The sequence below is a fragment of the Phytoamicus setariae genome (genome assembly GCF_016722925.1).
Taxonomy (GTDB): domain Bacteria; phylum Pseudomonadota; class Alphaproteobacteria; order Rhizobiales; family Rhizobiaceae; genus Rhizobium_E; species Rhizobium_E setariae.
Window position 1 is genome coordinate 290640 of sequence record NZ_JAEQNC010000006.1, and the last position, 25996, is coordinate 316635.

General features: G+C 59.4%; 19 protein-coding genes. 7 read left to right on the forward strand and 12 right to left on the reverse strand.

Annotated elements, in window-relative coordinates; all coding sequences use genetic code 11:
• Nucleotide 1 precedes the first annotated feature (1 nt).
• Entirely contained in the window at nucleotides 2–664 is a 663-nt protein-coding gene (locus tag JJB09_RS13155) for a DsbA family oxidoreductase (RefSeq protein ID WP_201658932.1), read from the forward strand.
• Between the two features lie 38 nt (nucleotides 665–702).
• Here JJB09_RS13155 and mfd read toward each other — a convergent pair whose 3' ends face one another.
• A complete protein-coding gene (gene mfd / locus JJB09_RS13160) occupies nucleotides 703–4203 on the reverse strand; it encodes a transcription-repair coupling factor (RefSeq protein ID WP_201658603.1) in 3501 nt (1166 codons plus the stop codon).
• Nucleotides 4204–4268: 65 nt separating this feature from the next.
• Entirely contained in the window at nucleotides 4269–4577 is a 309-nt protein-coding gene (locus tag JJB09_RS13165; RefSeq protein WP_201658606.1) for an FAD assembly factor SdhE, read from the reverse strand.
• A gap of 98 nt (nucleotides 4578–4675) precedes the next feature.
• Here JJB09_RS13165 and recG point away from each other — a divergent pair, with 98 nt between their 5' ends.
• Nucleotides 4676–6781 carry an ATP-dependent DNA helicase RecG gene (gene recG, locus JJB09_RS13170; protein WP_201658609.1) on the forward strand — a complete coding sequence of 702 codons (2106 nt, stop codon included), beginning with the start codon at nucleotides 4676–4678 and terminating at the stop codon, nucleotides 6779–6781.
• Here recG and JJB09_RS13175 read toward each other — a convergent pair.
• The 9 genes from JJB09_RS13175 to ytfQ all read right to left on the reverse strand — a co-directional run bounded on the left by JJB09_RS13175 (nucleotide 6737) and on the right by ytfQ (nucleotide 17694).
• Complete coding sequence (locus JJB09_RS13175; RefSeq protein ID WP_201658612.1) at nucleotides 6737–7447, reverse strand: DUF502 domain-containing protein; 711 nt, start codon at nucleotides 7445–7447, stop codon at nucleotides 6737–6739. The two genes, recG and JJB09_RS13175, sit on opposite strands and share 45 nt — an antisense overlap.
• A gap of 82 nt (nucleotides 7448–7529) precedes the next feature.
• The gene (gene glmS, locus JJB09_RS13180) at nucleotides 7530–9356 is read right to left on the reverse strand and encodes a glutamine--fructose-6-phosphate transaminase (isomerizing) (RefSeq protein WP_201658615.1); all 1827 of its coding nucleotides are present in this window, start codon (nucleotides 9354–9356) and stop codon (nucleotides 7530–7532) included.
• A gap of 102 nt (nucleotides 9357–9458) precedes the next feature.
• Nucleotides 9459–10814: a bifunctional UDP-N-acetylglucosamine diphosphorylase/glucosamine-1-phosphate N-acetyltransferase GlmU gene (gene glmU, locus JJB09_RS13185; RefSeq protein ID WP_201658618.1), complete on the reverse strand. Its 1356-nt coding sequence runs from the start codon at nucleotides 10812–10814 to the stop codon at nucleotides 9459–9461.
• A 105-nt stretch (nucleotides 10815–10919) separates the two neighbouring features.
• Nucleotides 10920–12230 (reverse strand): CNNM domain-containing protein, encoded by a 1311-nt coding sequence (locus JJB09_RS13190; RefSeq protein ID WP_201658620.1) that lies wholly within the window; start codon nucleotides 12228–12230, stop codon nucleotides 10920–10922.
• Between the two features lie 99 nt (nucleotides 12231–12329).
• Entirely contained in the window at nucleotides 12330–13070 is a 741-nt protein-coding gene (locus JJB09_RS13195) for a FadR/GntR family transcriptional regulator (RefSeq protein ID WP_201658623.1), read from the reverse strand.
• A 15-nt stretch (nucleotides 13071–13085) separates the two neighbouring features.
• The gene (yjfF, locus tag JJB09_RS13200) at nucleotides 13086–14051 is read right to left on the reverse strand and encodes a galactofuranose ABC transporter, permease protein YjfF (RefSeq protein WP_201658626.1); all 966 of its coding nucleotides are present in this window, start codon (nucleotides 14049–14051) and stop codon (nucleotides 13086–13088) included.
• Nucleotides 14048–15073 carry an ABC transporter permease gene (locus JJB09_RS13205; RefSeq protein ID WP_201658629.1) on the reverse strand — a complete coding sequence of 342 codons (1026 nt, stop codon included), beginning with the start codon at nucleotides 15071–15073 and terminating at the stop codon, nucleotides 14048–14050. Before JJB09_RS13205 ends, yjfF begins: the two co-directional genes overlap by 4 nt.
• A complete protein-coding gene (locus tag JJB09_RS13210; protein ID WP_425523724.1) occupies nucleotides 15070–16593 on the reverse strand; it encodes a sugar ABC transporter ATP-binding protein in 1524 nt (507 codons plus the stop codon). Before JJB09_RS13210 ends, JJB09_RS13205 begins: the two co-directional genes overlap by 4 nt.
• A gap of 138 nt (nucleotides 16594–16731) precedes the next feature.
• Nucleotides 16732–17694, reverse strand: a complete 963-nt coding sequence (gene ytfQ, locus JJB09_RS13215) for a galactofuranose ABC transporter, galactofuranose-binding protein YtfQ (protein ID WP_201658635.1) — start codon at nucleotides 17692–17694, stop codon at nucleotides 16732–16734.
• Between the two features lie 255 nt (nucleotides 17695–17949).
• On the opposite strand from ytfQ, the gene JJB09_RS13220 reads away from it, so the two are divergent.
• From JJB09_RS13220 to JJB09_RS13240, 5 genes are read left to right on the forward strand one after another with little or no spacing between them, the layout of a single operon-like run.
• A complete protein-coding gene (locus JJB09_RS13220; RefSeq protein ID WP_201658637.1) occupies nucleotides 17950–19839 on the forward strand; it encodes a SurA N-terminal domain-containing protein in 1890 nt (629 codons plus the stop codon).
• 26 nt (nucleotides 19840–19865) lie between these two features.
• Nucleotides 19866–20876 carry an anthranilate phosphoribosyltransferase gene (trpD, locus tag JJB09_RS13225; RefSeq protein ID WP_201658639.1) on the forward strand — a complete coding sequence of 337 codons (1011 nt, stop codon included), beginning with the start codon at nucleotides 19866–19868 and terminating at the stop codon, nucleotides 20874–20876.
• An 11-nt stretch (nucleotides 20877–20887) separates the two neighbouring features.
• Nucleotides 20888–21706, forward strand: coding sequence for an indole-3-glycerol phosphate synthase TrpC (gene trpC / locus JJB09_RS13230; protein WP_201658642.1), 819 nt, complete (start codon nucleotides 20888–20890; stop codon nucleotides 21704–21706).
• 2 nt (nucleotides 21707–21708) lie between these two features.
• Entirely contained in the window at nucleotides 21709–22200 is a 492-nt protein-coding gene (moaC, locus tag JJB09_RS13235) for a cyclic pyranopterin monophosphate synthase MoaC (protein ID WP_201658934.1), read from the forward strand.
• On the forward strand, nucleotides 22200–23420 hold the full coding sequence (locus JJB09_RS13240; protein ID WP_201658645.1) for a molybdopterin molybdotransferase MoeA: 1221 nt from the start codon (nucleotides 22200–22202) through the stop codon (nucleotides 23418–23420). The genes moaC and JJB09_RS13240 overlap by 1 nt, the downstream gene beginning before the upstream one ends.
• Here JJB09_RS13240 and JJB09_RS13245 read toward each other — a convergent pair.
• On the reverse strand, nucleotides 23417–25846 hold the full coding sequence (locus tag JJB09_RS13245; protein WP_246748699.1) for a ComEC/Rec2 family competence protein: 2430 nt from the start codon (nucleotides 25844–25846) through the stop codon (nucleotides 23417–23419). The genes JJB09_RS13240 and JJB09_RS13245 overlap by 4 nt on opposite strands.
• Nucleotides 25847–25996: the final 150 nt, after the last annotated feature.

Sequence of the window (25996 nt, forward strand, 5' to 3'; positions counted from 1 at the left end):
CATGATCGACATCGAGATAGACATCATCTCCGACGTTGTCTGCCCGTGGTGTTATCTCGGCCAGCGGCGTTTGCAGCTGGCGCTTGGGCAGGTTGCTGACGATGTACGGGCAAGCGTCCACTGGAAGCCATACCAGCTCGATCCGAATGCGCCTGCCGAAGGCTATGACGCCATGAAGCATCTCGCCGCCAAGCTCGGCGGTGTCGAAGCGGTGCGCCGATCGCATGAAATGCTTGGCAAGCTCGCCGCCGAAATCGATCTTCCTATCGCGCTGGAAAAGGCGAAGGTGTTTCCAAACACGCTCGATGCGCACCGGCTCATCCATTGGGCAGGCCTTATTGGCGCCGACCTGCAGGATCGCGTGGCGCATGCACTCTTCCAAGCCAATTTCGTCGATGGGCTCGATGTCGGAGATCAAAGCGTGTTGGCGAAGATCGCCGCTGATTGCGGGATGAACGGCGCTGACGTTGCCGCCAAGCTGGCGTCAGATGCAGATCGGGACCATGTTCAAGCTGAAATTGCCAATGCGCAGCGGATGGGCGTGACCGGCGTGCCATGCTTCATCGTCGACAGGCAATATGCCATTACGGGTGCACAATCGGTCGAGGTGTTCGTCAACGCTCTCAGGCAGATCGCCGAACTCAAGCGCAAGGCGGCTCAATAGCCGCCCCGTTGTTCTTGATCTGGTGCGATCCGGCTATCTCACCCCTGCCCGGCAATCTCGGCCAGTTGCGTCATCAGCATCGCCGCTGCGGCCATGCGTTTTTCGGGCTTCGGCAGATCGCGTGCCAAGAACATCGAATGATCCGGGCGGATCTTTGCCAGCGTGCCCTGCTTGGCGATGAACGCGACGAGCCCAGCCGGATTGGGGAAGATCTTGTCGCGGAACTGCACCACCAGGCCCTTGGGTCCCGCTTCCAGCTTCTCGACATTGGCCATGCGGCAGAGCGTCTTGATGTAGACGACCTTGAGCAACGCTTCGACTTCGGCCGGCATCGGCCCGAAGCGGTCGATCATCTCGGCGCCGAAACCGTCGATTTCCTTGAGGTCCTGCAGTTCCCCGAGACGACGATAGAGTCCCATGCGTAGATGCAGGTCGGGCACATAGGCTTCCGGGATCATCACGGAGACGCCGACGACGATCTGCGGCGACCAGCCGGAATCCTGCACCTGCTCGTCACCCTTGATTTCGAGCACCGCTTCTTCCAGCATCTGCTGGTAGAGCTCGAAGCCGACTTCCTTGATGTGGCCGGACTGTTCGTCGCCGAGCAGGTTCCCTGCGCCGCGCAGATCGAGATCGTGGCTTGCGAGCTGGAAGCCCGCGCCGAGCGTGTCGAGCGACTGCAGCACCTTCAGGCGCTTGTCGGCCATGGTGGTCAGCGTCTTGTTAACAGGCAATGTCAGCAGCGCAAATGCTCGCACCTTGGAACGGCCGACGCGGCCACGGATCTGGTAGAGCTGTGCGAGGCCGAACATGTCGGCGCGATGGACGATCAGCGTGTTGGCGGTCGGCACGTCCAGCCCGGATTCCACGATCGTGGTCGAAAGCAGCACATCGTACTGGCCGTCGTAGAACGCATTCATGATGTCGTCGAGCTCGCCCGGCGGCATCTGTCCATGGGCGACGGCGACCTTCAGTTCCGGCACCACTTCGCGCAGGAAGATGTGGATCTCCTCGAGGTCGGCGATGCGCGGGCAGACATAGAAGCTCTGGCCGCCGCGGTAATGCTCGCGCATCAGCGTCTCGCGGATCACCAGCGGATCGAACGGCGAGACGAAGGTCCTGACAGCCATGCGGTCGACCGGCGCCGTCGTGATCAGCGACAGTTCGCGAACGCCGGTCAATGCCAGCTGCAGGGTGCGCGGGATCGGCGTCGCGGAAAGCGTCAGCACGTGAATGTCCGACTTGAGTTCCTTGAGCCGCTCCTTGTGCTTGACGCCGAAGTGCTGCTCCTCATCGACGACCAGCAGTCCAAGATTGGCAAATTTTACACCGGTGCCGAGCAGTGCATGCGTACCGACGACGATGTCGAGCTTGCCTTCGGCCATCTCCTTCTTGGTTTCGTTCAGCTCCTTTGTGCCAACCAACCGTGACGCCTGACGGATTTTGAGCGGGAAACCCCGCAGGCGCTCGGAGAATGTCTTGAAATGCTGCCGCGCAAGCAGCGTGGTCGGCACCACGACCGCGACCTGCGCGCCGTTCATGGCGGCAATGAAGGCGGCGCGCAGCGCCACTTCCGTCTTGCCGAAACCGACGTCACCGCAGATCAGCCGGTCCATGGGGCGCCCGGCGCCCAGATCGTCGCGCACCGCATCGATGGCATTGGCCTGGTCGTCGGTTTCGTCATAGGGGAAGCGTGCGGCAAACTCGTCATAGAGCCCTTCGGGGGCGGCAAGCACGGGCGCCTGGCGCATGGTGCGCTCGGCGGCGATCTTGATCAGGCCCGCGGCCATGTCGAGCAACCGCTTCTTCAGCTTGGCCTTGCGCGCCTGCCAGGCAACGCCACCCAGCTTGTCTAGCTGAGCCTCGGTCTGCTCGGAACCGTAGCGCGACAGCAGTTCGATGTTTTCAACCGGCAGGAACAGCTTGTCGCCGCCGGCATATTGCAGTTCGAGGCAGGCACGCGGTGCGCCCGCCGCCTCGATCGTCACCAGCCCGATGAACTTGCCGATACCGTGCTCGGCATGGACGACAATGCTGCCTTCCTCGATTGCCGAAGCCTCGGAAATGAAATCGGCGGCACGTCTCTTGCGCTTGGAACGGCGGACAAGCCGGTCGCCGAGAATGTCCTGCTCGCCGATGACGACCAGCGGCCCGCTCTCGAAACCGTTTTCGAGCGACAGCACCGCAGCGCCCGCTTCACCGATCTTCAGCTTGAGGGCAGCATGTAGGCTGGCGACCGGGACCACTCTCTCCAGTCCGTGTTCGCCGAGAACCTGCAGCAGCCGGTCCAGCGAGCCTTCCGACCAGCCGGTGACCAGCACCTTGTTGCCTTTGGCGCGATGGTCGGCGATGTGGCGGACGGCAGCGTCGAAGACGTTGATGCGTTCTTCGCCTTGCGCTTCACCGGCTTTTGCCCATCGCATGCCGGGACGTGCCTCAACTGTGATGACCTTGCGCGCCTCGCCTTCCGGCTCGTTGAACGGCGTCAGGCGTATGGCGCCATGCGCCCGCAGCCCGAGCATCACCTGCTCGCCGGAGAGATAGAGCTGGTCGGGAGGCACCGGTTTGTATGGCGCGCCCTGGGTCATGCCCTTGTGTTGCTTGCCGCTGTCGAGACGGGCCTGGTAGTAATCCGAGATCAGCGTAAAGCGCTCGTTGACCGCTTCCTGAAGATTGTGGTCGATGACGATGCGGAACGCGCCGAGATATTCGAACAGGGTTTCGAGCTGCTCGTAATAGAGGGGCAGCCAATGTTCCATACCAGCAAAGCGCCGCCCTTCGGAAATCGCCAGATAGAGCGCGTCGTCGCGTGTTGCCGCACCGAACAGGGTCAGATAATTCTTGCGGAACCGGCTGATCATCTCCGAATTGAGCGATACCTCGCTCATCGGATTGAGTTCGATCGATTTTGCCTGACCCGTTGTCCGCTGGCTGAGTGGATCGAAGTAGCGGATGGTTTCCAGCGTATCGCCGAAGAAATCCAGCCGCATCGGTTGCTCCGACCCCGGCAGGAAGACATCGAGGATGCCGCCGCGCACGGCGAATTCACCGACCTCGTGGACAGTTGCGACGCGGTCGAAGCCGTTTTTCTCCAGCCGTGAAGCGATGTCCTCCATGCGCATCGTCGCACCCGGCCGGGCGGAAAAGCCCATTGCCGCGATCGCATCGCGCGGTGGCAGCTTCTGCACGATGGCATTGACCGTCGTCAGCACGATCGCCGGATGCGGCTTGGAGGCATGCTGGATCAGCCCGGAAAGTGCGGCCAGTCTCCGCGCGGAGACATCGGTGCCGGGCGAAACACGGTCGTAAGGAAGGCAATCCCAGCCGGGCAGGCTCAGAACCGGGATTTCCGGCGCATGAAATGCCAGCATCTGTTCAATATCCGCCATATGCTGACCATCCGACAACACATAGGCGATCGGCTTGCCGGTGGCGGCAAGTTCGGCAAGCACAAGTGCTTCCATGCCGGGCGGAATATTGGCGAGGGTGAAACTCTTGTCATCCCCCAGGATTTTCTTGGGATTGAAATCCGGGATCATGCGGCGTGCTTTCTAAAAATCTTGACTCGAAAACGAAGTGCCCGGTGAAGCGGGACTAACTGGCCCTACGAGTTCAAAACCCGCGATGCGAACGCCTCTTCGGGGCGAAATGCCGAGATCCGCGCAAAAAGCGGCGTGAGCAAACGCTCCGGCTTTTCCTGCTCGCCGCAGATCCACTTGAAAAGATCGTTGTCATCTTCCGACAAAATGCGCTCGAATTCTTCGAGTTCGGCATCTGCCATGCCGTCGATCTCGTTGTCGGCGAACTGGCCGAGGATCAGATCCATTTCGCGAATGCCCCGATGCCAGGCGCGAAACAGGGTACGCCTGCGGCGTGGGTCAAGTTCGGCGCTGGTGCGACTGGTGCCGGTCATGTGTCAGATACTCACCGTTGAAATTTGAGCCCTCTATATCTCTTGGAAAGCGGCTTGTCAGCCTTGCAAATCAACGCTCAAGAAGATGAGATAGCGCAATGCGTCCTTCCCTACTCGATCCCCTGTTTGCATCCCTCTCGTCCCTGCCCGGCATCGGCCAGAAGACGGGCGAACTCTATGCGCGGCTGCTGGGCCGCGAAACGCTGGAGGAATGCCGCATCATCGACTTGCTGTTCCACGTCCCGCAAGGCCTGATCGATCGTCGCAAGCAGCCCGGAATTGCGCTGTCACCGGCTGGTGCAATCGTCACCGTCACCGCCCGCGTCGACCGCCATCAGCCACCGCCACGCGGAAATAGTTCCGTGCCCTACAGGGTCTACTTGCAGGATGACACCGGTGAAATGGCGCTGGTGTTTTTCCGTGCCAAGGGCAACTGGCTGGAAAAAATGCTGCCTGTCGATGAAACCGTGATGGTCAGCGGCAAGATGGACTGGTTCAACGGCCGGCCGTCGATGGTTCATCCCGATCATATCGCCCGGATTGCAGAGGGAGAAAGCCTGCCGCTCGTGGAGCCGGTCTATGGATTGACCGCCGGCCTTTCGCCGAAAATGCTCCGCAAAACCATCGAGGCGGCACTCGCCCGCGTCCCCGATCTGCCTGAATGGCTCGATCCCTCGCTGGTAAAACAACAAGAGTTTCCGCAAACAGCGGAAGCGCTCCGGCAAATTCATGATCCCCAGGATGCAGACGACATCGACCCGCAGAGCCCGACGCGCAGGCGTCTGGCCTATGACGAGTTTCTGGCCGGGCAATTGTCGCTGGCCCTCGTCCGCGCTCGCCTGCGGCGGACGCCCGGTGTGCCGGTGCGGCCGACAGGCGAATTGTCGGAAATCGTCGTGCGCGCCTTGCCGTTTTCGCTGACCAGCAGCCAGTCAACCGCGATTGGCGAAATCCTCAAGGACATGTCCGGCGAAGACCGCATGCTCAGGCTGCTACAGGGCGATGTCGGCTCCGGCAAGACCGTGGTGGCGCTGATGGCCATGCTGGCGGCCGTAGAAAGTGGCGGTCAGGCGGTACTGATGGCGCCAACTGAAATTCTGGCGCGCCAGCATCTGGCCACCATCGGACCGTTGGCGGAAAAGGCCGGCATAGCAGTCGAAATCCTGACCGGGCGCACCAAGGGCCGCGAACGCGATGAAATACTGGACCGTATCGCCTCAGGCGAAGCGCGTATCGTTATCGGAACGCACGCCCTCTTCCAGGACAATGTGAATTACGAGAACCTGCTGCTTGCGGTCGTTGATGAACAGCACCGTTTTGGCGTTCATCAGCGATTGCGGCTGACTGCCAAGGGCATTTCCCCGCATATGCTGGTCATGACCGCAACGCCTATCCCGCGTACGTTGGTGCTGGCAGCATTCGGCGACATGGATGTTTCGAAACTGACGGAAAAGCCGGCCGGGCGAAAACCGATCCAGACAGTGATCATGCCGGCCGAACGGATCGGCGACATCGTCGCGCGGCTCAAGACCGCGGTTTCCGAAGGCCGCAAGGTCTACTGGATCTGCCCGCTGGTCGAGGAGACCGAGGAAAGCGAGCTGATGTCGGTGGAGGAGAGACATGCCGTTCTTGCCCAGACCTTTGGGGCCAGGGCGGCGCTGATCCACGGGCGAATGAGCGGTCCGGAAAAGGACGCCGTGATGCTGGACTTCAAGAATGGCGACACGCGCCTGCTCGTCGCGACAACCGTCATCGAAGTCGGCGTCGATGTTCCCGATGCGACGATCATGGTCATCGAACATGCCGAGCGGTTCGGTCTTGCACAGCTGCACCAGTTGCGCGGCCGGGTTGGACGCGGAAGCGAAGCTTCGAGCTGCATTCTGCTCTATAAAGGCAAGCTCAGCGAAAATGCCCAGGCCCGGCTGAAGATCATGCGGGAAACCGAAGATGGTTTTCTGATTGCGGAAGAGGATCTCCGGTTGCGCGGCGAAGGCGAACTGCTCGGGACAAGGCAATCCGGCACTCCGGGCTTCGTGATTGCCAGCCTGGAGGCGCATGGCGATCTGCTGGAAATCGCCCGCAAGGATGCCCACTATCTTCTGGATCGGGATCCGGAGCTCAATTCGCCACGCGGCGAGGCTATCCGCACACTGCTCTACCTATTTCGGCGTGACGAGGCGATTCGTTTTCTCAAGGCTGGCTGAGGGAGCCGCTGCCACTACCGGGGGATGCCAGTCCGGACTGACGAGCCCGCCCGAGATCAACAGCTTGGCGGCATCTTCCGTGGACATGTCCAGCGGCATGATTTTCTTCGTCTCCACGAAAATCAGAAAACCGGCGGTTGGTACCGGAGTCGGCGGCAGAAAAACCGTCGTCATCTGCATACCCTTGTCATTGAAGCGTGATGCGATCTCGCCCTTGGCGTCTGTTGCGATGAAGACAAGCGACCAAAGCCCGGGCGATGGATACTCGATCATCCCGACTTTCTTGAAGGAGTTCGAGCGCTCCCGCAGCACGGTCTCGAACATCTGTTTGAGACCCTTGTAGATAGAACGCACCAAAGGCGTTCTATCCAACACAGACTCACCGACCTGGACGATCGTTCTGCCGATCAGGTTCTTGGCGAGGATACCGACGATGGTGATCAGGACGATCGCGATCAGCAGCCCGAATCCGGGCACGGCGAATGTTATGTAGTGCTCGGGCGTGTATCGCGCCGGAATATAGGGTTTTACCCAGCTGTCGGCCCAGTGAATGAAAGTCCAGGTCAGCCATATGGTGATCGCAATCGGCGCGCAGATGATGAGGCCGGTCAGGAAGTTGTTGCGAAGTCGCACACCCACGGGCAGTTTATGCGGCGTTTCAGTCATTCAGCAGTCCCTGTCAACGCACGGCGCATGCTAATGCATAGCGCCGTTCCGATCAGATGCACAAGCGCATTTCGGGCCCATATCACTCCACGGTGACAGATTTTGCCAGATTGCGCGGCTGGTCGACGTCCGTGCCCATGAACACCGCCGTATGATACGCCAACAGCTGGATTGGCAGCGAAAAGATCATCGGCTGTATCGCCTCATCGACATCCGGAAGCACGATGGTTGCCATCGTCGGCAGGTCGGAGGCAGCGGCTCCCTTTTCGTCGGTGATGAAGATGATCCGGCCCCCGCGCGCAGCGACCTCCTGCATGTTCGACACGGTCTTTTCGAAGAACCGGTCATGCGGGGCGATCACGATCACCGGCATGTTTTCGTCGATCAGCGCAATCGGCCCATGCTTGAGTTCGCCCGCAGCATAGCCTTCCGCATGGATGTAGGAAATTTCCTTGAGCTTCAGCGCACCTTCCATGGCCAAGGGATAGCTGGTGCCCCGGCCAAGATAGAGCACGTCCTTGCACTTGGAGAGGTCACGCGCCAGCGTCTCGATGGTTGGCTGTATCCGGTTGAGAACCGCACTCATGATGCGGGGCATTTCCGCTAGGTGACCCACGAGCGTTTGCTCCAGCTCGGCGGAAATGGTTCCTCGCTGCCGGCCCGCGCCGATGGCGAGCGCAGCCAGAACAGATAGCTGGCAGGTGAACGCCTTGGTCGAGGCCACGCCGATTTCCGGCCCTGCGAGAATCGGGAAGATCGCATCGGATTCGCGCGCGATTGTGGATTCCCTGACATTGACCACTGCGCCGATCTTCAGGCCCGCATCCCTGCAGTAGCGAAGCGATGCCAAGGTATCGGCGGTCTCGCCGGATTGCGAAATGAACAGTGCGGCGGAATTGGCATTCAGCGGAACTTCGCGATAACGGAATTCCGAAGCCACATCGATTTCGACTGGAAGACGCGCATAACGTTCGAACCAGTATTTCGATGTCAATCCGGCAAGATAGGCCGTACCGCACGCGGATATGGCCAGACCGGAGAGATTGGCGAAATCGATGCTCCCTGCGATTGCGCTGACTTTCCGTTCGGCAAAATCAATGTAGTGACCGAGTGCATGCGAAATCGCCTCCGGCTGCTCATAGATCTCCTTTTCCATGAAATGCCGGTGATTGCCCTTGTCGATGACATAAGCGGCGGCCACGGATAGCTGGCGAGCCCGGGTAACCGGATTTCCGTCAAAATCCATGATCTCCGCCCGGTCATGCGTCAGGACCGCCCAGTCGCCATCGATGAGATAGGAGATCTGGTTTGTGAACGGCGCAAGCGCGATGGCGTCCGAACCGAGGAACATCTCGCCCTCGCCGTAGCCGATTGCCAGCGGCGGCCCGGAACGGGCGGCATAGACCGCCCCCGGTTCGTTTTCGAACAGGATTGCCAGTGCATAGGCACCCGTCACCCGCTTCAGCATCGCCTGCACAGCAGCGCGATTGGTCATGCCCTTGCGAACATAGGCCGCGATCAGCTGCGCGACCACTTCCGTGTCCGTCTGGGTATGGAACGTCGCTCCCTCGCCGGACAGTTCATTCTTGATTGCGGCAAAATTCTCGATGATGCCGTTGTGGACGACAGCGACCCCATCGGTAAAGTGCGGATGGGCATTGCGCTCGATGGGCGCGCCATGCGTCGCCCAGCGGGTGTGGGCAATGCCTGACGTTCCGGCCAGCGGTTCCTCGGCGAGTCGACGCTCGAGATTGACGAGCTTGCCCTCGGCGCGCCGCCGCTCCAGCTTGCCCTGATGGATTGTCGCGACTCCGGCCGAATCGTAGCCCCGGTACTCCAGCCGCTTCAACGCATCAACGAGCCTGACCGCAACCGGCTGATTTCCGACAATGCCGACAATACCGCACATGAATTCGTCCTTTCGGTCGTTCTAATACGAGCCGCTTGTTACCCGAAAACTCCAACACGGCAATGCATGTGCAATCAATTTCGGTTTCCTGCGTTAACAGGATTATTTCTTCTTCGACTCTTTCAAGGCTTTGTTTCTGGCCATGATTTCGCTGCCGTAGCCCTCTTTGACATATTGCCGGGCTCGTCCAAAAGCAGCCGCACCGGCTGGAACGTCTGACGTTATCACACTGCCGGACGCGGTCAGCGCACCGTCTCCGATAGAAACCGGCGCGACAAGTGCACTGTTGGAGCCGATGAACGCATCGGCCCCGATGCGCGTCTCGTATTTATTGAAACCGTCATAGTTGCAGGTAATCGTCCCGGCGCCAATATTGGCGCGTGGACCGATCGTGGCGTCACCAATGTAGCTCAGGTGATTGACCTTGGCGCCCTCGCCGATGTCGGCCTTCTTGACCTCGCAGAAATTGCCGACCTTGGCGTTGCGGCCGAGATTTGCGCCGGGACGAAGCCGCGCAAAAGGCCCTACACTCGCACCTTCCGTAACGTAAGCGCCCTCTAGATGAGAGAATGCATGGATGGTGACGTTACGTTCGATTTTCACGCCCGGTCCGAAAATCACATTCGGCTCTATGGTCGTATCGACACCGATTTCGGTATCGTGAGACAAAAATACGGTTTCCGGCGCAATCATCGTTACGCCCGCCAGCATCAGTTCGTGTCGGCGATTGCGTTGCCATATTGCCTCGAGTTCGGCGAGTTCGGCGCGATTGTTGCAACCCGCCACTGACTCCACCGATGCTTCGACGGTTGCTGCCTTGCCGCCCTCGGCGCGAACAACCTCGATGATGTCGGTCAGGTAGTATTCGCCCTTGACGTTGTTGTTGGTGATCTTCGACAGCAATGCCGCGGCTTTCCTGCCGTCTATTGCCATCAGTCCGCTGTTGCAGAACTCGACGCGGCGTTCCTCGGCCGTCGCGTCCTTTTCCTCGCGGATGGCAATCAGCTCGCCGTCCTTCTCCAGCAACCGGCCATAGCCAGTTGGCTTTGGAGTGCGAAAACCGATCACGGCAACGTCGTGGCCGGCACGAACTTTTTCCACCGCCTCGATAAGTGGCGCACCGCCGATCAGCGGTGCATCGCCATAGGCGATCAGCAACTGATCGTAGCCTTTTTCGATTTCGTCCCGGGCGGCAAGAACCGCATGTCCGGTACCAAGGCGTTCCTTCTGCTCGAACGGCTGCACAGCAAGCGTACCACTGGAAGCGGCCTGGACGACCGGAGCGGCATCTCGGCCGACGACCAGCGCCACCTTCTCGACGCCGGTCTTCTCCAGCGCCAACATGACATGCGAAATCATCGGCAGATTGCCGATCGTATGCAGGACTTTCGACTTCGCGGATTTCATCCGCGTGCTCTCACCGGCTGCCAGCACCACAGCGAGGATACGCTCTGCCATTTCGATTCTCCCTCAAGAACTCGCAACCGAAATATCAGCTTAGCGGCATCGCGCAAAGATCCGACACTCAAGCCACGTCAAGCGTCGTTCCCGTCACTCGGGCGCCTATTCCAGGAATGCCTGTGGCTCGCCGGCGCCGACCTTGGCCATCAGGATCTTGTCAATCCGGCGACCATCCATGTCGATGACCTCGAAAGTGTAACCGAACGCATTGAACTTATCGCCTTCCTGCGGGTTCTTGCGTAGCATCTGAACGACGAAACCGGCAATCGTCTCATAGCCGTCCTCGGTAGATAGTTCGTCGAAGCCGAATGTCAGCTGCATTTCATGCACGGGGGTGCGGCCATCGATAAGCCAGGAGCCGTCGTCACGCATGCGGATCTGAATATCATCGACATCGTCATAATTCGACGGCAATACGCCGATGACCGCCTCGAGCAGGTCGGCCGAAGTGATGATACCTTCAGTCGAACCGTATTCGTCGACGATGATCGCCATGTGGATGTTCGACGCCTTGAAAATCTCGAACGCCTTCAGGCAGTTCGTCATTTCAGGTATGGTCGGCATTTCCTGGACGTAGCTCTTGAGATTGAACGAACGCGGGGCCGACATCGCCGCCAGAATGTCTTTGGCTCTAACCGCTCCGATCACAGAGTCCGTATCGCCGTTGATGACCGGATACCGTGAATGGCCGGCCCGCTTGACCGTGGCGATGACCTCATCAAGACTGTCCTTGATATCAAGTGAAACCATTTCGGTCCGATGGGTGAGGATGGATTTGACCGACCTGTCCGCCAGACTGATGATCCGGCGCAACATCTCGTGTTCGCTCTTTTCGAAAACCCCGCTCTCGGCACCTTCGGCCAGCACCGCGTGCACCTCGGCCTCTGTCACCTCTTCGCTGTCGCTGCCCACCATACCCAGCAGTCGCAACAAGAGTTTGCCTGACTTTTCGAACAGATAGACCACGGGCGCCGTGATCCTAGAGAGAATGTACATCGGCCGGCCAACAAACATCGCCACCGATTCGGCATGCCTCAACGCCAGTTGCTTGGGGATGAGTTCGCCGATGATCACCGAAAAATAGGTAATACCCACGACCACGATCGCGCCAGCCAATGCATGGCCATAAGGTTCGAAAAGTGGAAACAGATTGAGCTTGGGTCCCAGCTTTTCGGTAATCGAGGCACCGCCATAGATGCCTGTCAGGATTCCCACGAGCGTGATTCCGACCTGAACCGTGGACAGAAAGGTTCCCGAATCCTCCGCCAGGCGCAATGCCGTGACCGCGCGGGCATCACCCTGTTTGGCTTTTTGTCTGAGGAGTGGCTTGCTGGCAGAGACGATTGCCATCTCCGACATCGCGAAAAACGCGTTGATCAGGAGCAGGATAAAAATGATCAGTATTTCAAACACAAGTTGGGCCAGCCAATTTCAATTGACCCCAAACTAGAGGCATGAACCTCCGAGTTCAAGCCACGATCCGCGACCATACCGAATTGTGTTGCCTCTGCTCTAATGTTCTTCGAGCGCAACCTTCACGCGTTCGCGTCCGGTGATGATGACCTTGCGCATCGCTTCGGCCGCGCCGTCGACATCATGGGCGGCAATCGCATCGACGATCCGCGTATGCGCCTCTGACACTTCCTCCCTGCGGCTCTCTCCGGATGCAGGCGAACTAAGCTTGAAGACGCCTACAAGCGCCGCCTCGATCAGGCTGCCGACGGTCCGCATGAACGGGTTGCGCGATGCTTCGGCAACGCAGAGATGAAACTTCAGGTCCGCCAGAGCCAGCGTCTCCGGTGTGTGTGTGGACTCACTCATTTCAGCGGCCAGAGTGTAAAGCTGTTTGACATCCTCGTCCGTGGCATTGGTCGCTGCGAGACTTGCGGCAGCGGGTTCGAACGCCAGGCGAATTTCGCTGAGATGGGTCAGGAACTCCAGGTCCACGCCCTTGTGGAAATGCCATGTCAGCACGTCGCCATCGAAAAGGTTCCATTGGTTTTTCGGCGTCACGCGCGTGCCGATCCTGGCGCGTGGGACGATAAGACCCTTGGCGGCCAGCGTCTTCATGGCCTCGCGCAAAACCGTTCTGGAGACCTTGAAGCGCTGAGCGAGGTCGAGGTCACCCGGCAAGGTCGCCCCCACCGGGTATTCGCCTGCGATGATGGCGCGACCGAGCTCGTCGACGACCTGCGCGTGGCTGGTCCTCGTCTTCCGCCCAGAAATGACAGTCTCCAATACGCCTCTTCGCAAAGTATCCCCTCCCCGTTATGCGCTCCTTTCGGACCTTGAAAGCAGCAGGATTCCCTTCTGCATCAAGATGAAAGCGAACAGCAAAAGCCCGATCGCTATTTTTGTCCACCAACTCGAAAGTGTCCCATCAAAGGTGATGTATGTCTGAATAAGGCCTTGAATCAATATGCCAACCAGCGTGCCGGCAACAAAACCCGCCCCTCCGGTCAACAAGGTCCCTCCGATAACCACGGCCGCGATCGCGTCCAGCTCTACCCCAACCGTCGCTAGAGCGTAGCCTGCTGATGTGTAAAGCGAAAAGACAATTCCCGACAAGCCGGCGAGAAAGCCCGAAAGTGCATAGATCTGAACGGTAGTCCGCGACACGGATACACCCATCAGCTTGGCTGTCTGAGCTCCGCCACCTAGCGCATAGACGTTGGTTCCGAAACGGGTCCGATGCGCGATGATGATCCCGGCTGCGAACACCAGCAGCATAAGCACACCAATGAAGGTCAGCCGTCCACCGCCCGGCATCTTCCAATAGAAGGATTTGAGGGTTCCATAGAAGGGATGGGAAATGGGAATCGAGTCGATCGACAGCACGAAGGACATTCCCCGCGCCAGAAACATCCCGGCCAACGTCACGATGAAGGCAGGCATCTCGAGGTAATGGATGATCGCTCCCATCACCGCGCCGAACGCCGTAGAGATAGCAAGCGCAATGATGAAGACAACGATCGGATGCATGCCGGTGTCGCGCAGCAGCACCGCGATCAGCACGCCGGTGAAGGCGATCACCGAGCCTATGGACAGATCGATACCGCCCGACAGGATGACGAAGGTCATACCGACGGCGGCGATTCCAAGGAAGGCATTGTCCGTCAACAGGTTGCCCACTACCCGCGTTGACAGCATGTTCGGAAACTGGGCGATGCAAAGTGCATACGCGATAATAAAAATCAGGATCGTGGCAAACAGCGGAAGGTATTTCGTCTTCATTGGTGGGAACCCTTGCCAACGGTTTGCCCAGGCTTGATCAGCTTGATCAACGCGCCGACATCACCGATGCGGGGTGACTGGATGACGAGAATGGTCACGATGATGACGGCCTTGATGATGAGGTTGTATTCGGGGGGGAAGCCCGAGGTCAGGATACCGGTGTTGATGGCCTGAATGATCATTGCACCCAGCAGCGACCCGATGATGCTGAATCTTCCTCCAAGAAGCGAGTTGCCGCCAACCACCACTGCAAGGATCGCATCCAACTCAAGCCACAAGCCGGCATTGTTCGCATCCGCGCCCTTGATGTCGGCGGCAACAATCAAGCCGGCAATGGCAGCGCAGAGGCCGGAAAGCATATAGGCGCCCATCAGCAGCGCGGTCGTGCGGACACCGGAAAGTTGGCTCGCGTGCCTGTTGATGCCGACCGCCTCGACCAGCAAACCAAGTGCGGTCCTGCGAACGATGAGTGTTACAACCGCACCGAACAGCACCCAGATCACCACGGGCATCGGCAGATGAAACGCAGTACCGCTGCCGATGAAGATCAGGCTATCGTCGGTAAAGGTGAGGATCGCGCCCTCGGTAATCAATTGCGCGATGCCACGGCCGGCGACCATCAGGACCAGAGTGGCGACAATCGGCTGGATATTGAGGACCGAAACGAGAAAGCCGTTCCAGAACCCGCAAGCGATGCCGGTCAACAGTGCGAGCGTGAGCGTATAGGCGATGGAGTGGCCAGCAACGGTTGAGGCCGCAGCGACGGCGCCGCATATGGCGACTATGGCACCCACCGACAGATCGATGCCCTTGGTGGCAATCACCAGCGTCATCCCGATCGCCACCAGCGCCACGGGTGCGCCCCGGTTCAGCACATCGATCACGCTGCCGTACAGTCGTCCGTTCTGCAGCGAAATGTTGAAGAAGTCCGGAAACAGCAGCACGTTGAGGACAAGCACAACGATAAGCGTAATGATCTGGGGAAGCAGCCGCCTGAAGAGACGCCCGTATTTGCCGTTCATGCGTTGCCCTCTTCTCCATGCGTGGCGGCAATGGCATCGATGATGCCGCCAGCCGTCATCTGTGCGCCCTTCAGTTCCGCGACATGCCGGTGATCCCGCAACACCCGGATCCGCGAACTGTAAGCCACGAGCTCCTCAATTTCCGACGAGATAACGGCAAGAGACATGCCCTTGGCGCACAGGTCCCGGATCAGCTTGATGATTTCGGCATGCGCCCCCACATCGATGCCGCGGGTCGGCTCATCCAGAATCAGGAGGCGTGGATCTGTGGCCAGCCAGCGCGCCAGGATCGCCTTCTGCTGATTGCCGCCCGAAAGCAGCTTGATCGGTTTTTCTCGACCGTCGGTGCGGATATCAAGCGCTTCAATGTAGCGGTCGGCAAGGGCATTCTGCTCAGCACGCCCCAAAGGGCGTGCCCAGCCCTTGCGCGCCTGCAGTGCCAGAATGATGTTTTCGCGCACCGAGAGATCGCCGATGATGCCATCGGTCTTGCGATCCTCCGGGCAGAAACCGAGACCGTGTGCAATGGCAGAATGGGGCGAACCGATCGACACGGTTCGACCATCAATCTCCACTTCGCCCTGGTCCGCAGGTCTTGCGCCGAACATTGCTTCGGCGGTTTCCGTGCGTCCGGAGCCCAATAGGCCCGCAAGACCGACCACCTCGCCTTCGGCAATATCGAGATCGAACGGCTCGATGCGGCCTTTGCGACCCACGCCCTTGAACCGGAAGCGTGTTTTTCCTGCGCTCGCGGTATGCTCGGCAGCGTGAAGCGTCTCCTCGCTCAGTTCGCGCCCCAGCATCATTGCCACGAGGTCCTTGCGTTCGAGCGAGGCGGTTTCACGTGTTCCCACCAGTCGACCGTTTCTCAAAACGGTAATCCGGTCGGAAATCGCATAGACCTGCTCAAGAAAATGGGTGATGAAAATGATGCCCAATCCGCGTTTCTTGATATCCCTGACGATCCCGAACAGGATGTCCACCTCGCGGGTGTCGAGGCTCGCGGTCGGCTCGTCCAGGATCAGCACCTTGCCGGAAAGATCCACCGCACGTGCGATTGCAACGATCTGCTGGACCGCCACAGAGAAATTTGAAAGCGGCAGCCTGACGTCGATATCGAGACCGTATTGTGCCAGCAATTGGCGCGAGCGAATGTTCATTTCGGCTGTGCGAATCATGCCGAAGCGCATCGGCTGGCGACCGATGAAGATGTTTTCCGCAACCGATAGATTGGGCAGGAGATTGACCTCCTGATAGACGGTGCCGATGCCCAATGACTGCGCTTGGAGAGTATCGCGCGGATCGATGCTGGCGCCGTCAAGCGCCATAGTACCGCTGTCACGGTGATACGCGCCGGTAAGGCATTTGATCAGGGTGGATTTTCCAGCGCCGTTTTCGCCGAGCAGCGCATGCACCTCGCTGCGCTTCAAGGCAAAATCGATGTTGTTCAGCGCCGCCGACCCGAGGAACTGCTTGGAAATGGATGTCGCTTCAAGAATGAAGTCTTGGCCGTCAGGCATCATATGGTCCCCTTGCCGAATGAAGCTGCAACGAGGCGATCGTCACACTTTCCGGCCGCCGGCGCAATCGATCGACGTCGAGCCGGAATGGGACCGCCATGTCACAGCGGTCCCAGTCTTGAATGATCAGAGGAACGATTAGTAGCCGAGACCCTTTTTCAGCTCATAGACCTTCATCGGATCGTCAGAAGCCGTGTAGAGCTTGGATTCGGTCTGGATCCACTTCGGAGGCTCCTTCTTGTCCTTCAGATACGCGTCGAGCGCATCGAAAGCCGGACCGGCCATGTTCGGGGTCAGTTCGACGGTTGCATTGGCTTCGCCCGCTGCCATTGCCTTGAAGATATCCGGAACCGCGTCGATCGACACGACCAGAATGTCGGTCCCGGGCTTGAGGCCCGCTTCCTTGATCGCTTCGATGGCGCCGACAGCCATGTCGTCGTTATGGGCATAGAGCGCGCAGATGTTCTTTCCGCCGTTCTCCGCCTTCAGGAAGCTTTCCATGACTTCCTTGCCCTTGGTGCGGGTGAAGTCACCGGTCTGGCTGCGGATGATCTTGAGGTTCGCATGACCTTCGATGCCTTGTTCGAAGCCCTTCTTGCGGTCTATCGCGGGGGACGAACCCGTCGTACCCTGCAGTTCGACGATGTTGCAGTCCTTGTCCTTCACGGTATCGGCCAGCCACTTGCCGGCGACGTTTCCTTCATGGACGAGATCGGATGTGACGGCGGTCAGATAAAGGCTCTTGTCGCTGTCGACTGTACGATCAAGCAGCAGGACCGGAATGCCGGCGTCTTTGGCTTCCCCGAGAACATCGTCCCATCCGGTGGCGACAACCGGAGCGACGAAGATGGCGTCCACACCCTGAGCGATGAACGACCGCAGCGCCTTGATCTGGTTTTCCTGCTTCTGCTGCGCATCGGCAAACTTCAGGTCGATGCCGCGTTTTTCGGCTTCCTGCTTGGTGACCGTCGTCTCGGCGGCGCGCCAGCCTGATTCAGACCCAATCTGAGAAAAGCCGACCGTGAGTGCAGAAGCCTGTGATGCGGCAAATATGGTGACGGCAAGTGCCGTGGCACTCGCGAGTGCTCTGACGAGTTTCATGATTTCCTCCCAAAAATCGCTGCAACTGGGCAGCATGGATTAAAAATCATACTATAATATTTTTGTAAAGCCAGAGCGAAGACTAGTCTTGTGAATTGACGTCGCCGCCAGCGTCTGGCGTCTGTTCCAAAAATAAACTTGCCACTCCGCCTCCCCCCCGTCTAAAAGCCTACACTCTCGCACGCTTTGCAGATTGCAGGCGTGCAATGCCGTTTATGTTTGCCGCAAGTCGGAACAGGAAATGTTGAGGAAGAGATGCTCGAGAGTCTGAGAAAAGCAAGCAGGAGCTGGGTCGCAAAAGGACTGATGGCTCTGCTCGTCGCCTCATTTGGTATCTGGGGCGTGCACAGTTCGATGTTCTCCTCGACCACCGACGCCGTGGTGACCGTCGGCGACCAGAAGGTCTCTAACACCGAGTTCCAGATTACCTTCAACAGCGCCATGGCAAACATGTCACGCCGCTTCGGCCAGCAGCTCAACCTTGAACAGGCCAAGCTTTTCGGTATCGAGAATTCGGTAATCAGCCAGCTCATTTCCGGTGCCGCGCTTGATCAGCTCGCGACCAACATGAAGCTTGGCCTGTCGGAAGACCGCCTTCTGCAACTGATCCAGGACGACCCGGCTTTCCGGGACGACCGTGGGGCCTTCAGCCGTCAGCTTATGGAGCAGCGACTCTACAGCGCACGTATCCGCGCCGAGGACTACCTGACGCTGAAGTCGAAGGAAGCCGTCCGCAGCCAGATCGCCGATGCGATTGCCAATGGCTTCGAAGCACCCAAGACGCTGACTGATGCGTTGACGGCCTATGCCGACGAGCGGCGCAGCATCGACTATCTGATCCTGACCGATGCCAATATCGAGCCTGTGCAGCCGCCGACCGCCGATGTGCTCGACAAGTGGTTTGCCGACAACAAGGCCAAGTACAAGGCGCCTGAGTATCGCAAGATTACCTATGTCAAGCTTGAGCCCGTCGATATCGCCGACAAGTCGGCCATATCGGACGACCAGATCAAGCAGGACTACGAAAAGCACAAGGACACCTATCGCACACCCGAGACCCGGACGATCGAGCAGCTGACATTTGCCGACAAGGCCTCTGCCGATGCCGCAGCTGCCAAGCTTGCCGCTGGCACCGCCTTCGAGCAGCTGGTGACCGAACAGGGCAAGACAGCGACCGATGTCCTGCTTGGCGATTTCACCAAGGACAAGATGCCGACCCCGGCGATGGCTGAAGCGGCATTCGCGGTCAAGAATGACGACGGCGTGACGCCGGTTACCGACGGCCTGCTCGGCCCGGTTATCCTGCGCGTTACCAATATCCGTCCGGAAGTCGTCAAGGGCCTCGACGACGTCAAGGACGCCATCCGTGAGCAGCTGGCGCTGGTGCTGGCCAATGACGAAATCCAGAGCGTCTATGATCGCTTCGAGGATGCTCGCGCATCCGGTGCATCGCTGGCGGAAGTCGCATCACAGCTGCAGCTGAAGTCGACTGCAATCGATGCAGTGGACGCAACCGGTCTCGATCCCAAGGGTGTCGATATCAAGGATCTGCCGAACCGCGACAAGCTGATCGCAGAAGCATTCAAGACCGAGCCCGGTGTCGAGGCGTTGCCTCTGACGATCGATAATGGCGGCTACGTCTGGTTCGAAGTCAACGACATCACCGAAGCGCGCGACCGCACCCTCGACGAGGTCAAGGATCGGGTGACGACGGACTGGACATCGGAACAGCAGAAGCTTGCCCTTTCCAAAAAGGCCGAGGGCGTAGCAGGCCAGCTCACCAAGGGCGCGAAGATGTCGGACATTGCCGCAGAGCTGAAGATCGCAGTCGAAACAAAGACCGGGATCCAGCGCGGCATGGATGACGCTGTCCTCGGTACATCGGCGATCAATGCAGCATTTGGCGGCGCCGACGGCTTCGTCACCAGCGCGCCGGGTGCAGGCGGAGAAAACCGCATTATCCTGCAAGTGACCGAAGTGAATGAAAACGGCAGCGTGGATGCGCTTGATGACAAATCGCAGCGTATCAAGACGCTAGCGAATGCCGCCGGCGATGACATCCTCGACCAACTCGTCAACGAGTTGCAGGCCGAATATGGCGTCACGCTCAACCGCACACTCGCAAGCCAGTTGATGGTTCGCTAAGGCACTGAAACCCGGGGGGCGAGCGAATGCCGGACTTGAAAGCGCATATTGCAAAGATCGCAAGCGGCACGCCCCTCACCGCCGAAGAGGCGTGCGAGGCATTCGACATCATGATGTCGGGCGAAGCCACGCCAACCCAGATCGGGGCTCTTCTGATGGGCCTGAGGGTTCGCGGCGAAACGGTCGACGAAATCCGCGGCGCCGTCATGACGATGCGCTCGAAGATGCTGAAGGTCCAGGCGCCGGAAGGCGCCGTCGATATCGTCGGCACCGGTGGTGATGGCGCCCACACCTACAACATTTCGACACTCGCCTCGTTGATCGTCGCCGGCTGCGGCGTGCCTGTTGCAAAGCATGGCAATCGTGCCGTCAGTTCGAAGTCCGGCACCGCCGATGCGTTGTCGGCCCTGGGTGTAAAGCTGGACATTTCACCCGACGCCACTCAACGCTGCATAGTTGATGCCGGCATCGGCTTCATGTTCGCCCAAGCGCACCATTCTGCGATGCGATTTGTAGGGCCTAGCCGCGTCGAGTTAGGTACCCGGACAATCTTCAACCTGCTGGGACCTCTTTCCAATCCAGCGGGCGCAAAACGCCAATTGCTTGGCGTCTACGACCGCCAGTGGCTGCGCCCTATGGCAGAGGTACTGAAGAGCCTCGGCTCGACTCATGTCTGGGTCGTCTACGGCAGTGGTCTCGATGAAATCACCCTGACCGGCCCGACCGATGTGGTTGCGCTCGAAAACGGCGAGATCCGAGAATTTACGCTGCAGCCGAGTGATTTCGGCATGGCCGAGATCACGCTGGCCGATATCAGAGGCGGTGACGGCGAACACAATGCAGCGGCCCTGAAAGCGGTTCTGGAAGGCGCCCAGAACGCCTATCGCAACATTTCCGTGGCAAATGCAGCCGCAGCCCTGATTGTCGCGGGCAAGGCGTCCGATATCATGCAAGGCGTCAAACTCGCCGAGCAATCCATCACCAGCGGCGCCGCCAAGGCAGCACTCGACAGGCTGATTGCCGTCTCCAACAGCTGAGGTTAGAGGCCATGACCGACATTCTTCGCAAGATCGAGGCATACAAGCGCAAGGAAATTGCCGCTGCGATGGCCTCCGTGTCGATAGCAGACCTCAAGGCGCGCATCGCCGGAAATTCCCCGCCGCGCGGCTTTCTCGACGCACTTGTGACGAGGAAGGAACAAGGCAAGTTCGGCCTGATTGCGGAAATCAAGAAGGCAAGCCCGTCCAAGGGGCTCATCCGTCCTGATTTCGACCCGCCTTCGCTGGCGCAGGCCTACGAGGCCGGCGGCGCAGCTTGCCTGTCCATCCTCACGGACACGCCGAGTTTCCAGGGCGCACCGGAGTTTCTGACGGATGCTCGCGCGGCCTGCGGCCTGCCGGCGCTGCGCAAGGATTTCCTGTTCGTGCCTTACCAGGTCTATGAGGCACGCGCTTGGGGCGGCGATTGCATCCTGATCATCATGGCTTCGCTGACCGATGACGAAGCCAAGGCACTTGAAGATACCGCCTTCGAACTCGGCATGGATGTGCTGATCGAGGTGCATGACGAAGCGGAAACGGAACGTGCGCTGAAACTGTCGTCGCGGATGATCGGTGTCAACAACCGTAATCTCCGGACCTTCGACGTGGATCTGGTGACATCGGAGCGGCTGGCATCGATGGTGCCCGACGATCGCTTGCTGGTCGGCGAGAGCGGCATCTTTACCCATCAGGATTGCCTGCGCTTGCAGAAGAGCGGCATCAGCACCTTCCTCGTCGGCGAAAGCCTGATGCGCAAGCAGGATGTGGCAGCCGCAACCCGGGAACTGCTGACCGGCGAAGCGGCCGGCGTGGCGGCAGCAGAATGACGATGAAATCCGGCCTGACGCACATAGATCAGGACGGCGAGGCCAACATGGTCGATGTCGGCGACAAGGCGGACACGACACGCGTCGCTGTGGCAGAAGGCGCCGTTCGCATGAAGGCCGAGACGCTTTCCCTGATCCTGGAAGGCAACGCCAAGAAAGGCGATGTGATCGGGGTCGCGCGGGTCGCCGGAATCATGGCCGCCAAGAAGACGTCCGAACTCATTCCGCTCTGCCATCCACTTGCAGTCTCCAAGGTCAGCGTCGAAATTACGCCCGATGCGGATCTGCCGGGCTTGCGTGTCGAGGCCATGGTCAAGTTGACTGGCAAGACAGGCGTCGAAATGGAAGCACTGACCGCCGTCTCGATCGCATGTCTGACGATCTATGACATGGCCAAGGCCGCCGACAAGGCAATGGAAATCATCGACGTCAGGCTGAAAAGCAAATCGGGAGGCAAGTCCGGCAATTTTATGCGCGCGGGCTTGGAAGGTTGATGGCACTGTTGCCGGTTGTTGACGCTGTTGCACGGTTGTTGAACGCCGCAAAACCGATTGATGCGACGCAAACTGTGCCGTTGATGTCGGCCAATCAGCGTGTGTTGGCGACAGAGGTTGCCGCCCGACTTACCCAGCCACCGTTCGATGCGTCGGCCATGGACGGCTATGCCGTCAGGTCGGCAGATGTCGCCTCCATCGGCACGCGGCTCAGCGTCATTGGAGAGTCTGCGGCGGGCAAAGGTTTTGCTGGAGAAATTCAGCCGGGCGAAGCGGTGCGTATTTTCACGGGCGCGCCTGTTCCGGCAGGGGCCGACGCGGTTCTGCTGCAAGAAGATGCGACACTTCATCCCGGCGGCGTGATCGAGAATACGTTTTCGGTTGCATCGGGTCGGCATATCCGCCCGCGCGGTCAGGATTTCAGCCAGGGCGAATTCATCCTGCATGCTGGAGACATTCTCGACCCAGGCCGGCTGATGGTTGCGGCGGCGATGAACCATCCTGAAGTCACTGTCTATCGCAAGCCGCTTGTCGCGCTCATCGCCACCGGCAGCGAACTGGTGCCGCCAGGGGCTGTGCTCGGCGAACATCAGATCGTGGCATCGAACACCTTTGCGATCGCTGCCCTGGCCCAGAGTGCGGGCGCTGACGTTCTCGATCTCGGCATAGTTCCGGATGATACAGCGGCAATCTCGGCGGCCGTACGTGCCGCAACCGACGCGAAGGCCGATGTGATCGTGACATTGGGCGGCGCCTCGGTCGGAGATCACGACCTCGTGCAGTCGACGCTGAAGGGGCTGGGGATGGTGCTGGATTTCTGGCGGATCGCCATGCGGCCTGGCAAACCGCTGATGGTCGGTTCGCTCGGGGATACTCACGTCCTCGGCCTGCCGGGCAATCCGGTCTCCAGCATGGTCTGCGCGTTGCTGTTTCTTGAACCACTGATCGCCAAGCTCGCCCGCCTGCCGCAGCCTGCCCGCGAACGGAGTGCCGTCACTGGAACCAATCTGGCGGCAAACGATCACCGCCAGGACTATCTGCGTGCTCGTGTGATACGCAGAGCCGACGGCACGCTTGAAGCGCATTCCTATGGCAAGCAGGATTCGTCGCAGATGAAGATCTTCGCAAATTCGGACGCCCTTATTGTTCGGCCGCCGGGGGCTGCTGCCCTGCCCGCCGGATCGGCATGTCCGATCCTGCTTTTGCGCGACATCGTCTAAGGCGCAACAAACGTGTCTGTCCGCCAATCGTAAAGCCTGTGGCGGCCCCAGGGCCGGTGCTGCGCTGTAAATGCGCCGATTACCTTGAGGTCCTCGGGTGCAGTGTAGGCGTCGCCGTGGATTTCGATGGCGCCGCTGCGGCGAAGGGTTTCTCCGGTAAACAGCCGTGCACCGGATCGGCACGTATCCCATTTCAGCCGGGCCGGCGTCACGACGATATCGGCCAGTTCGCAAGCAATGCCCGCATAGCCACCGTTCTCCGCCACCACGAGCCTGAATCCGCTTTCGGTGCTCGCAGCACACCAATGTTTCGGAAGGCATGTAAAGCGTCCGGCGAGGCCGGATCGGAATGATCCGACAATCTCCTTTCGGGCGACTGTCAATTGCTGCGGGGTTAGTCGCTGCCGCTCACCGTCCACGACAGCGGGTGCTGCCGTTTCATCCGCCTTAGCGGGTTTCAACAGGGTATCTATCCTGAGCGCGCGCTGCCATTGCTCGACAATGAAAGACGAAGGTCGCTCCCTTGATACGGCAACTCTGCCATTGCTGACGATTGCTGCGAGTTCGCCATCCTCCGATATCAGCAACAATGGCAAAGGCTTGCTCGGCAGGAGCATGAATATCGCCAGCAGCAGGCCGACAAACCCCGCACCGAGAAAACGAAGATGGGAGCGCATGATCGCCATCACGATCAACCCTGCAGTCACGCCGATAAAGAGCCATCCCGGGATACGTCCGATGACAATGTCACCGCTCAGGGACGCAGCCCACGTCGCCACGGCCAGCACAACGTCGAGTCCCCACCCCATGACAACGAGAAAGGGCCAGTCCAGGCCGAACGGCATCAGAACAAGCGCGGCAAGTCCAGTCGGCATCACGATAAAGGAGATGACCGGCATCGCAATCAGGTTTGCCGGCAATCCCCAGGCAGCGATCCGATAGAAATGCTCGATGGAGTAAAGCGCCGTGGAAAGCCCGCCGATCAGCGACGTCATGAAGATCCCGACCGCAAAATGCCAGATCGGCTCAACCCTGCGAAACAGCGGGATGCCGGCGAAGGGAAACGTTGCAAGCGCACGCTGCTGCCAGGCAGCATAACCAGCAACCAGCGCCAGCGTCGCGGCAAACGACATCTGAAATCCCGGTCCCATCACCGCCGACGGTGTGAGTATGAGGATGACAAGGGCAGACAGCGCCACGTTCCTGAGGCTGATGGATGGCCGGCCGACCAGCGCGGCTGTCAACATGATGGCCATCATGATAAAGGCCCGCTCGGCCGACACCGCAAAGCCGGAGATCAGATAATAGCCGGTTACGCAGAGCAGCGCTCCGACCGCGGCTATCTTTTTGACTGGCCAGCGGTGGGCTATTTCTTGCGAGAGACTCAACAAGAGGCGCAGTCCGACAAACGAAATCCCGGCAGCCAGCGCCATGTTGAGCCCGGAGATGGCGATAATGTGGGCCAGACCCGCGCTGCGCAGCGCTTCGGCAGCCTGTTTGGAAAGCGCACGCCGGTCGTCAGTTACCATCGAAGCAGCAAAGGCACCTGTGTCGCCTGGAAGAACAGTCTTGATCCGGCCGCTGATATGGTTGCGCAGGGCCTCAAGAGCCTGCCTGACGTCAAACAAGGAGCTTCGCGCATTCACTCCGGCGGATGGCGCACTCCACTGCTGGGGATCGCCATAGAAATATCCGAAGGCACCGACCCCATCGAAATACGCATCGAAGGCGAAGTCGTTCAACCCCGCGAGCGCCGGGCCGGAAGGCGGAGACAGGCGGGTCCTGCCCTCGATGCCGGCGCCAAGATCGAAGTCCGTACCAGACCCTCGCGAAGTCACCCTGATCAATGCAGGTGGCCTTTTCAGATGCGGTCGTTCCGTCTCGATCAGCTGGATTTCGTATCTCCACCGCCCATTGGAATCGACCTCCTTCCCGCGGACTATCCCTCTCACAGTTGTCGTCACGGCCGAATCCAGCACCGGCACATCACTGCGGTGTGTTTGCCAGGCCGCAAGCAGAGCCCCCAAACACGCGAACGCCAGCATCAGCGACAGGCCTCTGATGACAGGCCGAAAATGCCCCGCCAACACATGGCAGATCAGTGAAATGGAGACGATGAGAAGCAGGCCGGAGAGCGCCGGCGCCTGGCTGGCGCCAAACCAGCCAACCGCGCCGATGCCCATGCAAACCGGTGTCCAAAAGAAAAAATGTCCGTATTCACGTTCCTCTGCTAGCCCCGTAGCAACGCCTTGCCGCAACCGTTGGAGGAACGCACGCGCTGGGTTGCCGTTTTCTGCTAGGTCGTTGGCGCTGTTGGTGACTTCGCCGGCGACATGGAATGCTCCCGGAAGTATGTCGAGTTGGGCATCCGTTCCGAATGCCGAACCACCCCGCACAGCAACCTTTTCGCCCGTTCCAACGACCATGATTTTTCCGACCTCTGGCCATAATTCTGCAACCAAAGATTGGATTTAGCAACCGTTATGCGAATGGAACGAATGCGCTGTTGGCGGCCCGGGTGTTCAATCGATTAAACTATTTTCAGTCAACGAATCTCTTTGATTTCCCGGTGCTGC

Bases quoted from the DNA above. Each gene is read 5' to 3' on its own strand.
- trpC (WP_201658642.1), top strand. From the start codon at position 20,888: ATGACCGACATTCTTCGCAAGATCGAGGCATACAAGCGCAAGGAAATT.
- JJB09_RS13210 (WP_425523724.1), bottom strand. From the start codon at position 16,593: ATGCCTGACGGCCAAGACTTCATTCTTGAAGCGACATCCATTTCCAAG.
- JJB09_RS13245 (WP_246748699.1), bottom strand. From the start codon at position 25,846: ATGGTCGTTGGAACGGGCGAAAAGGTTGCTGTGCGGGGTGGTTCGGCA.
- yjfF (WP_201658626.1), bottom strand. From the start codon at position 14,051: ATGAAGACGAAATACCTTCCGCTGTTTGCCACGATCCTGATTTTTATT.
- JJB09_RS13205 (WP_201658629.1), bottom strand. From the start codon at position 15,073: ATGAACGGCAAATACGGGCGTCTCTTCAGGCGGCTGCTTCCCCAGATC.
- recG (WP_201658609.1), top strand. From the start codon at position 4,676: ATGCGTCCTTCCCTACTCGATCCCCTGTTTGCATCCCTCTCGTCCCTG.
- JJB09_RS13240 (WP_201658645.1), top strand. From the start codon at position 22,200: ATGGCACTGTTGCCGGTTGTTGACGCTGTTGCACGGTTGTTGAACGCC.
- JJB09_RS13155 (WP_201658932.1), top strand. From the start codon at position 2: ATGATCGACATCGAGATAGACATCATCTCCGACGTTGTCTGCCCGTGG.
- JJB09_RS13165 (WP_201658606.1), bottom strand. From the start codon at position 4,577: ATGACCGGCACCAGTCGCACCAGCGCCGAACTTGACCCACGCCGCAGG.
- JJB09_RS13175 (WP_201658612.1), bottom strand. From the start codon at position 7,447: ATGACTGAAACGCCGCATAAACTGCCCGTGGGTGTGCGACTTCGCAAC.
- ytfQ (WP_201658635.1), bottom strand. From the start codon at position 17,694: ATGAAACTCGTCAGAGCACTCGCGAGTGCCACGGCACTTGCCGTCACC.
- mfd (WP_201658603.1), bottom strand. From the start codon at position 4,203: ATGATCCCGGATTTCAATCCCAAGAAAATCCTGGGGGATGACAAGAGT.
- glmS (WP_201658615.1), bottom strand. From the start codon at position 9,356: ATGTGCGGTATTGTCGGCATTGTCGGAAATCAGCCGGTTGCGGTCAGG.
- JJB09_RS13220 (WP_201658637.1), top strand. From the start codon at position 17,950: ATGCTCGAGAGTCTGAGAAAAGCAAGCAGGAGCTGGGTCGCAAAAGGA.
- trpD (WP_201658639.1), top strand. From the start codon at position 19,866: ATGCCGGACTTGAAAGCGCATATTGCAAAGATCGCAAGCGGCACGCCC.
- moaC (WP_201658934.1), top strand. From the start codon at position 21,709: ATGAAATCCGGCCTGACGCACATAGATCAGGACGGCGAGGCCAACATG.
- glmU (WP_201658618.1), bottom strand. From the start codon at position 10,814: ATGGCAGAGCGTATCCTCGCTGTGGTGCTGGCAGCCGGTGAGAGCACG.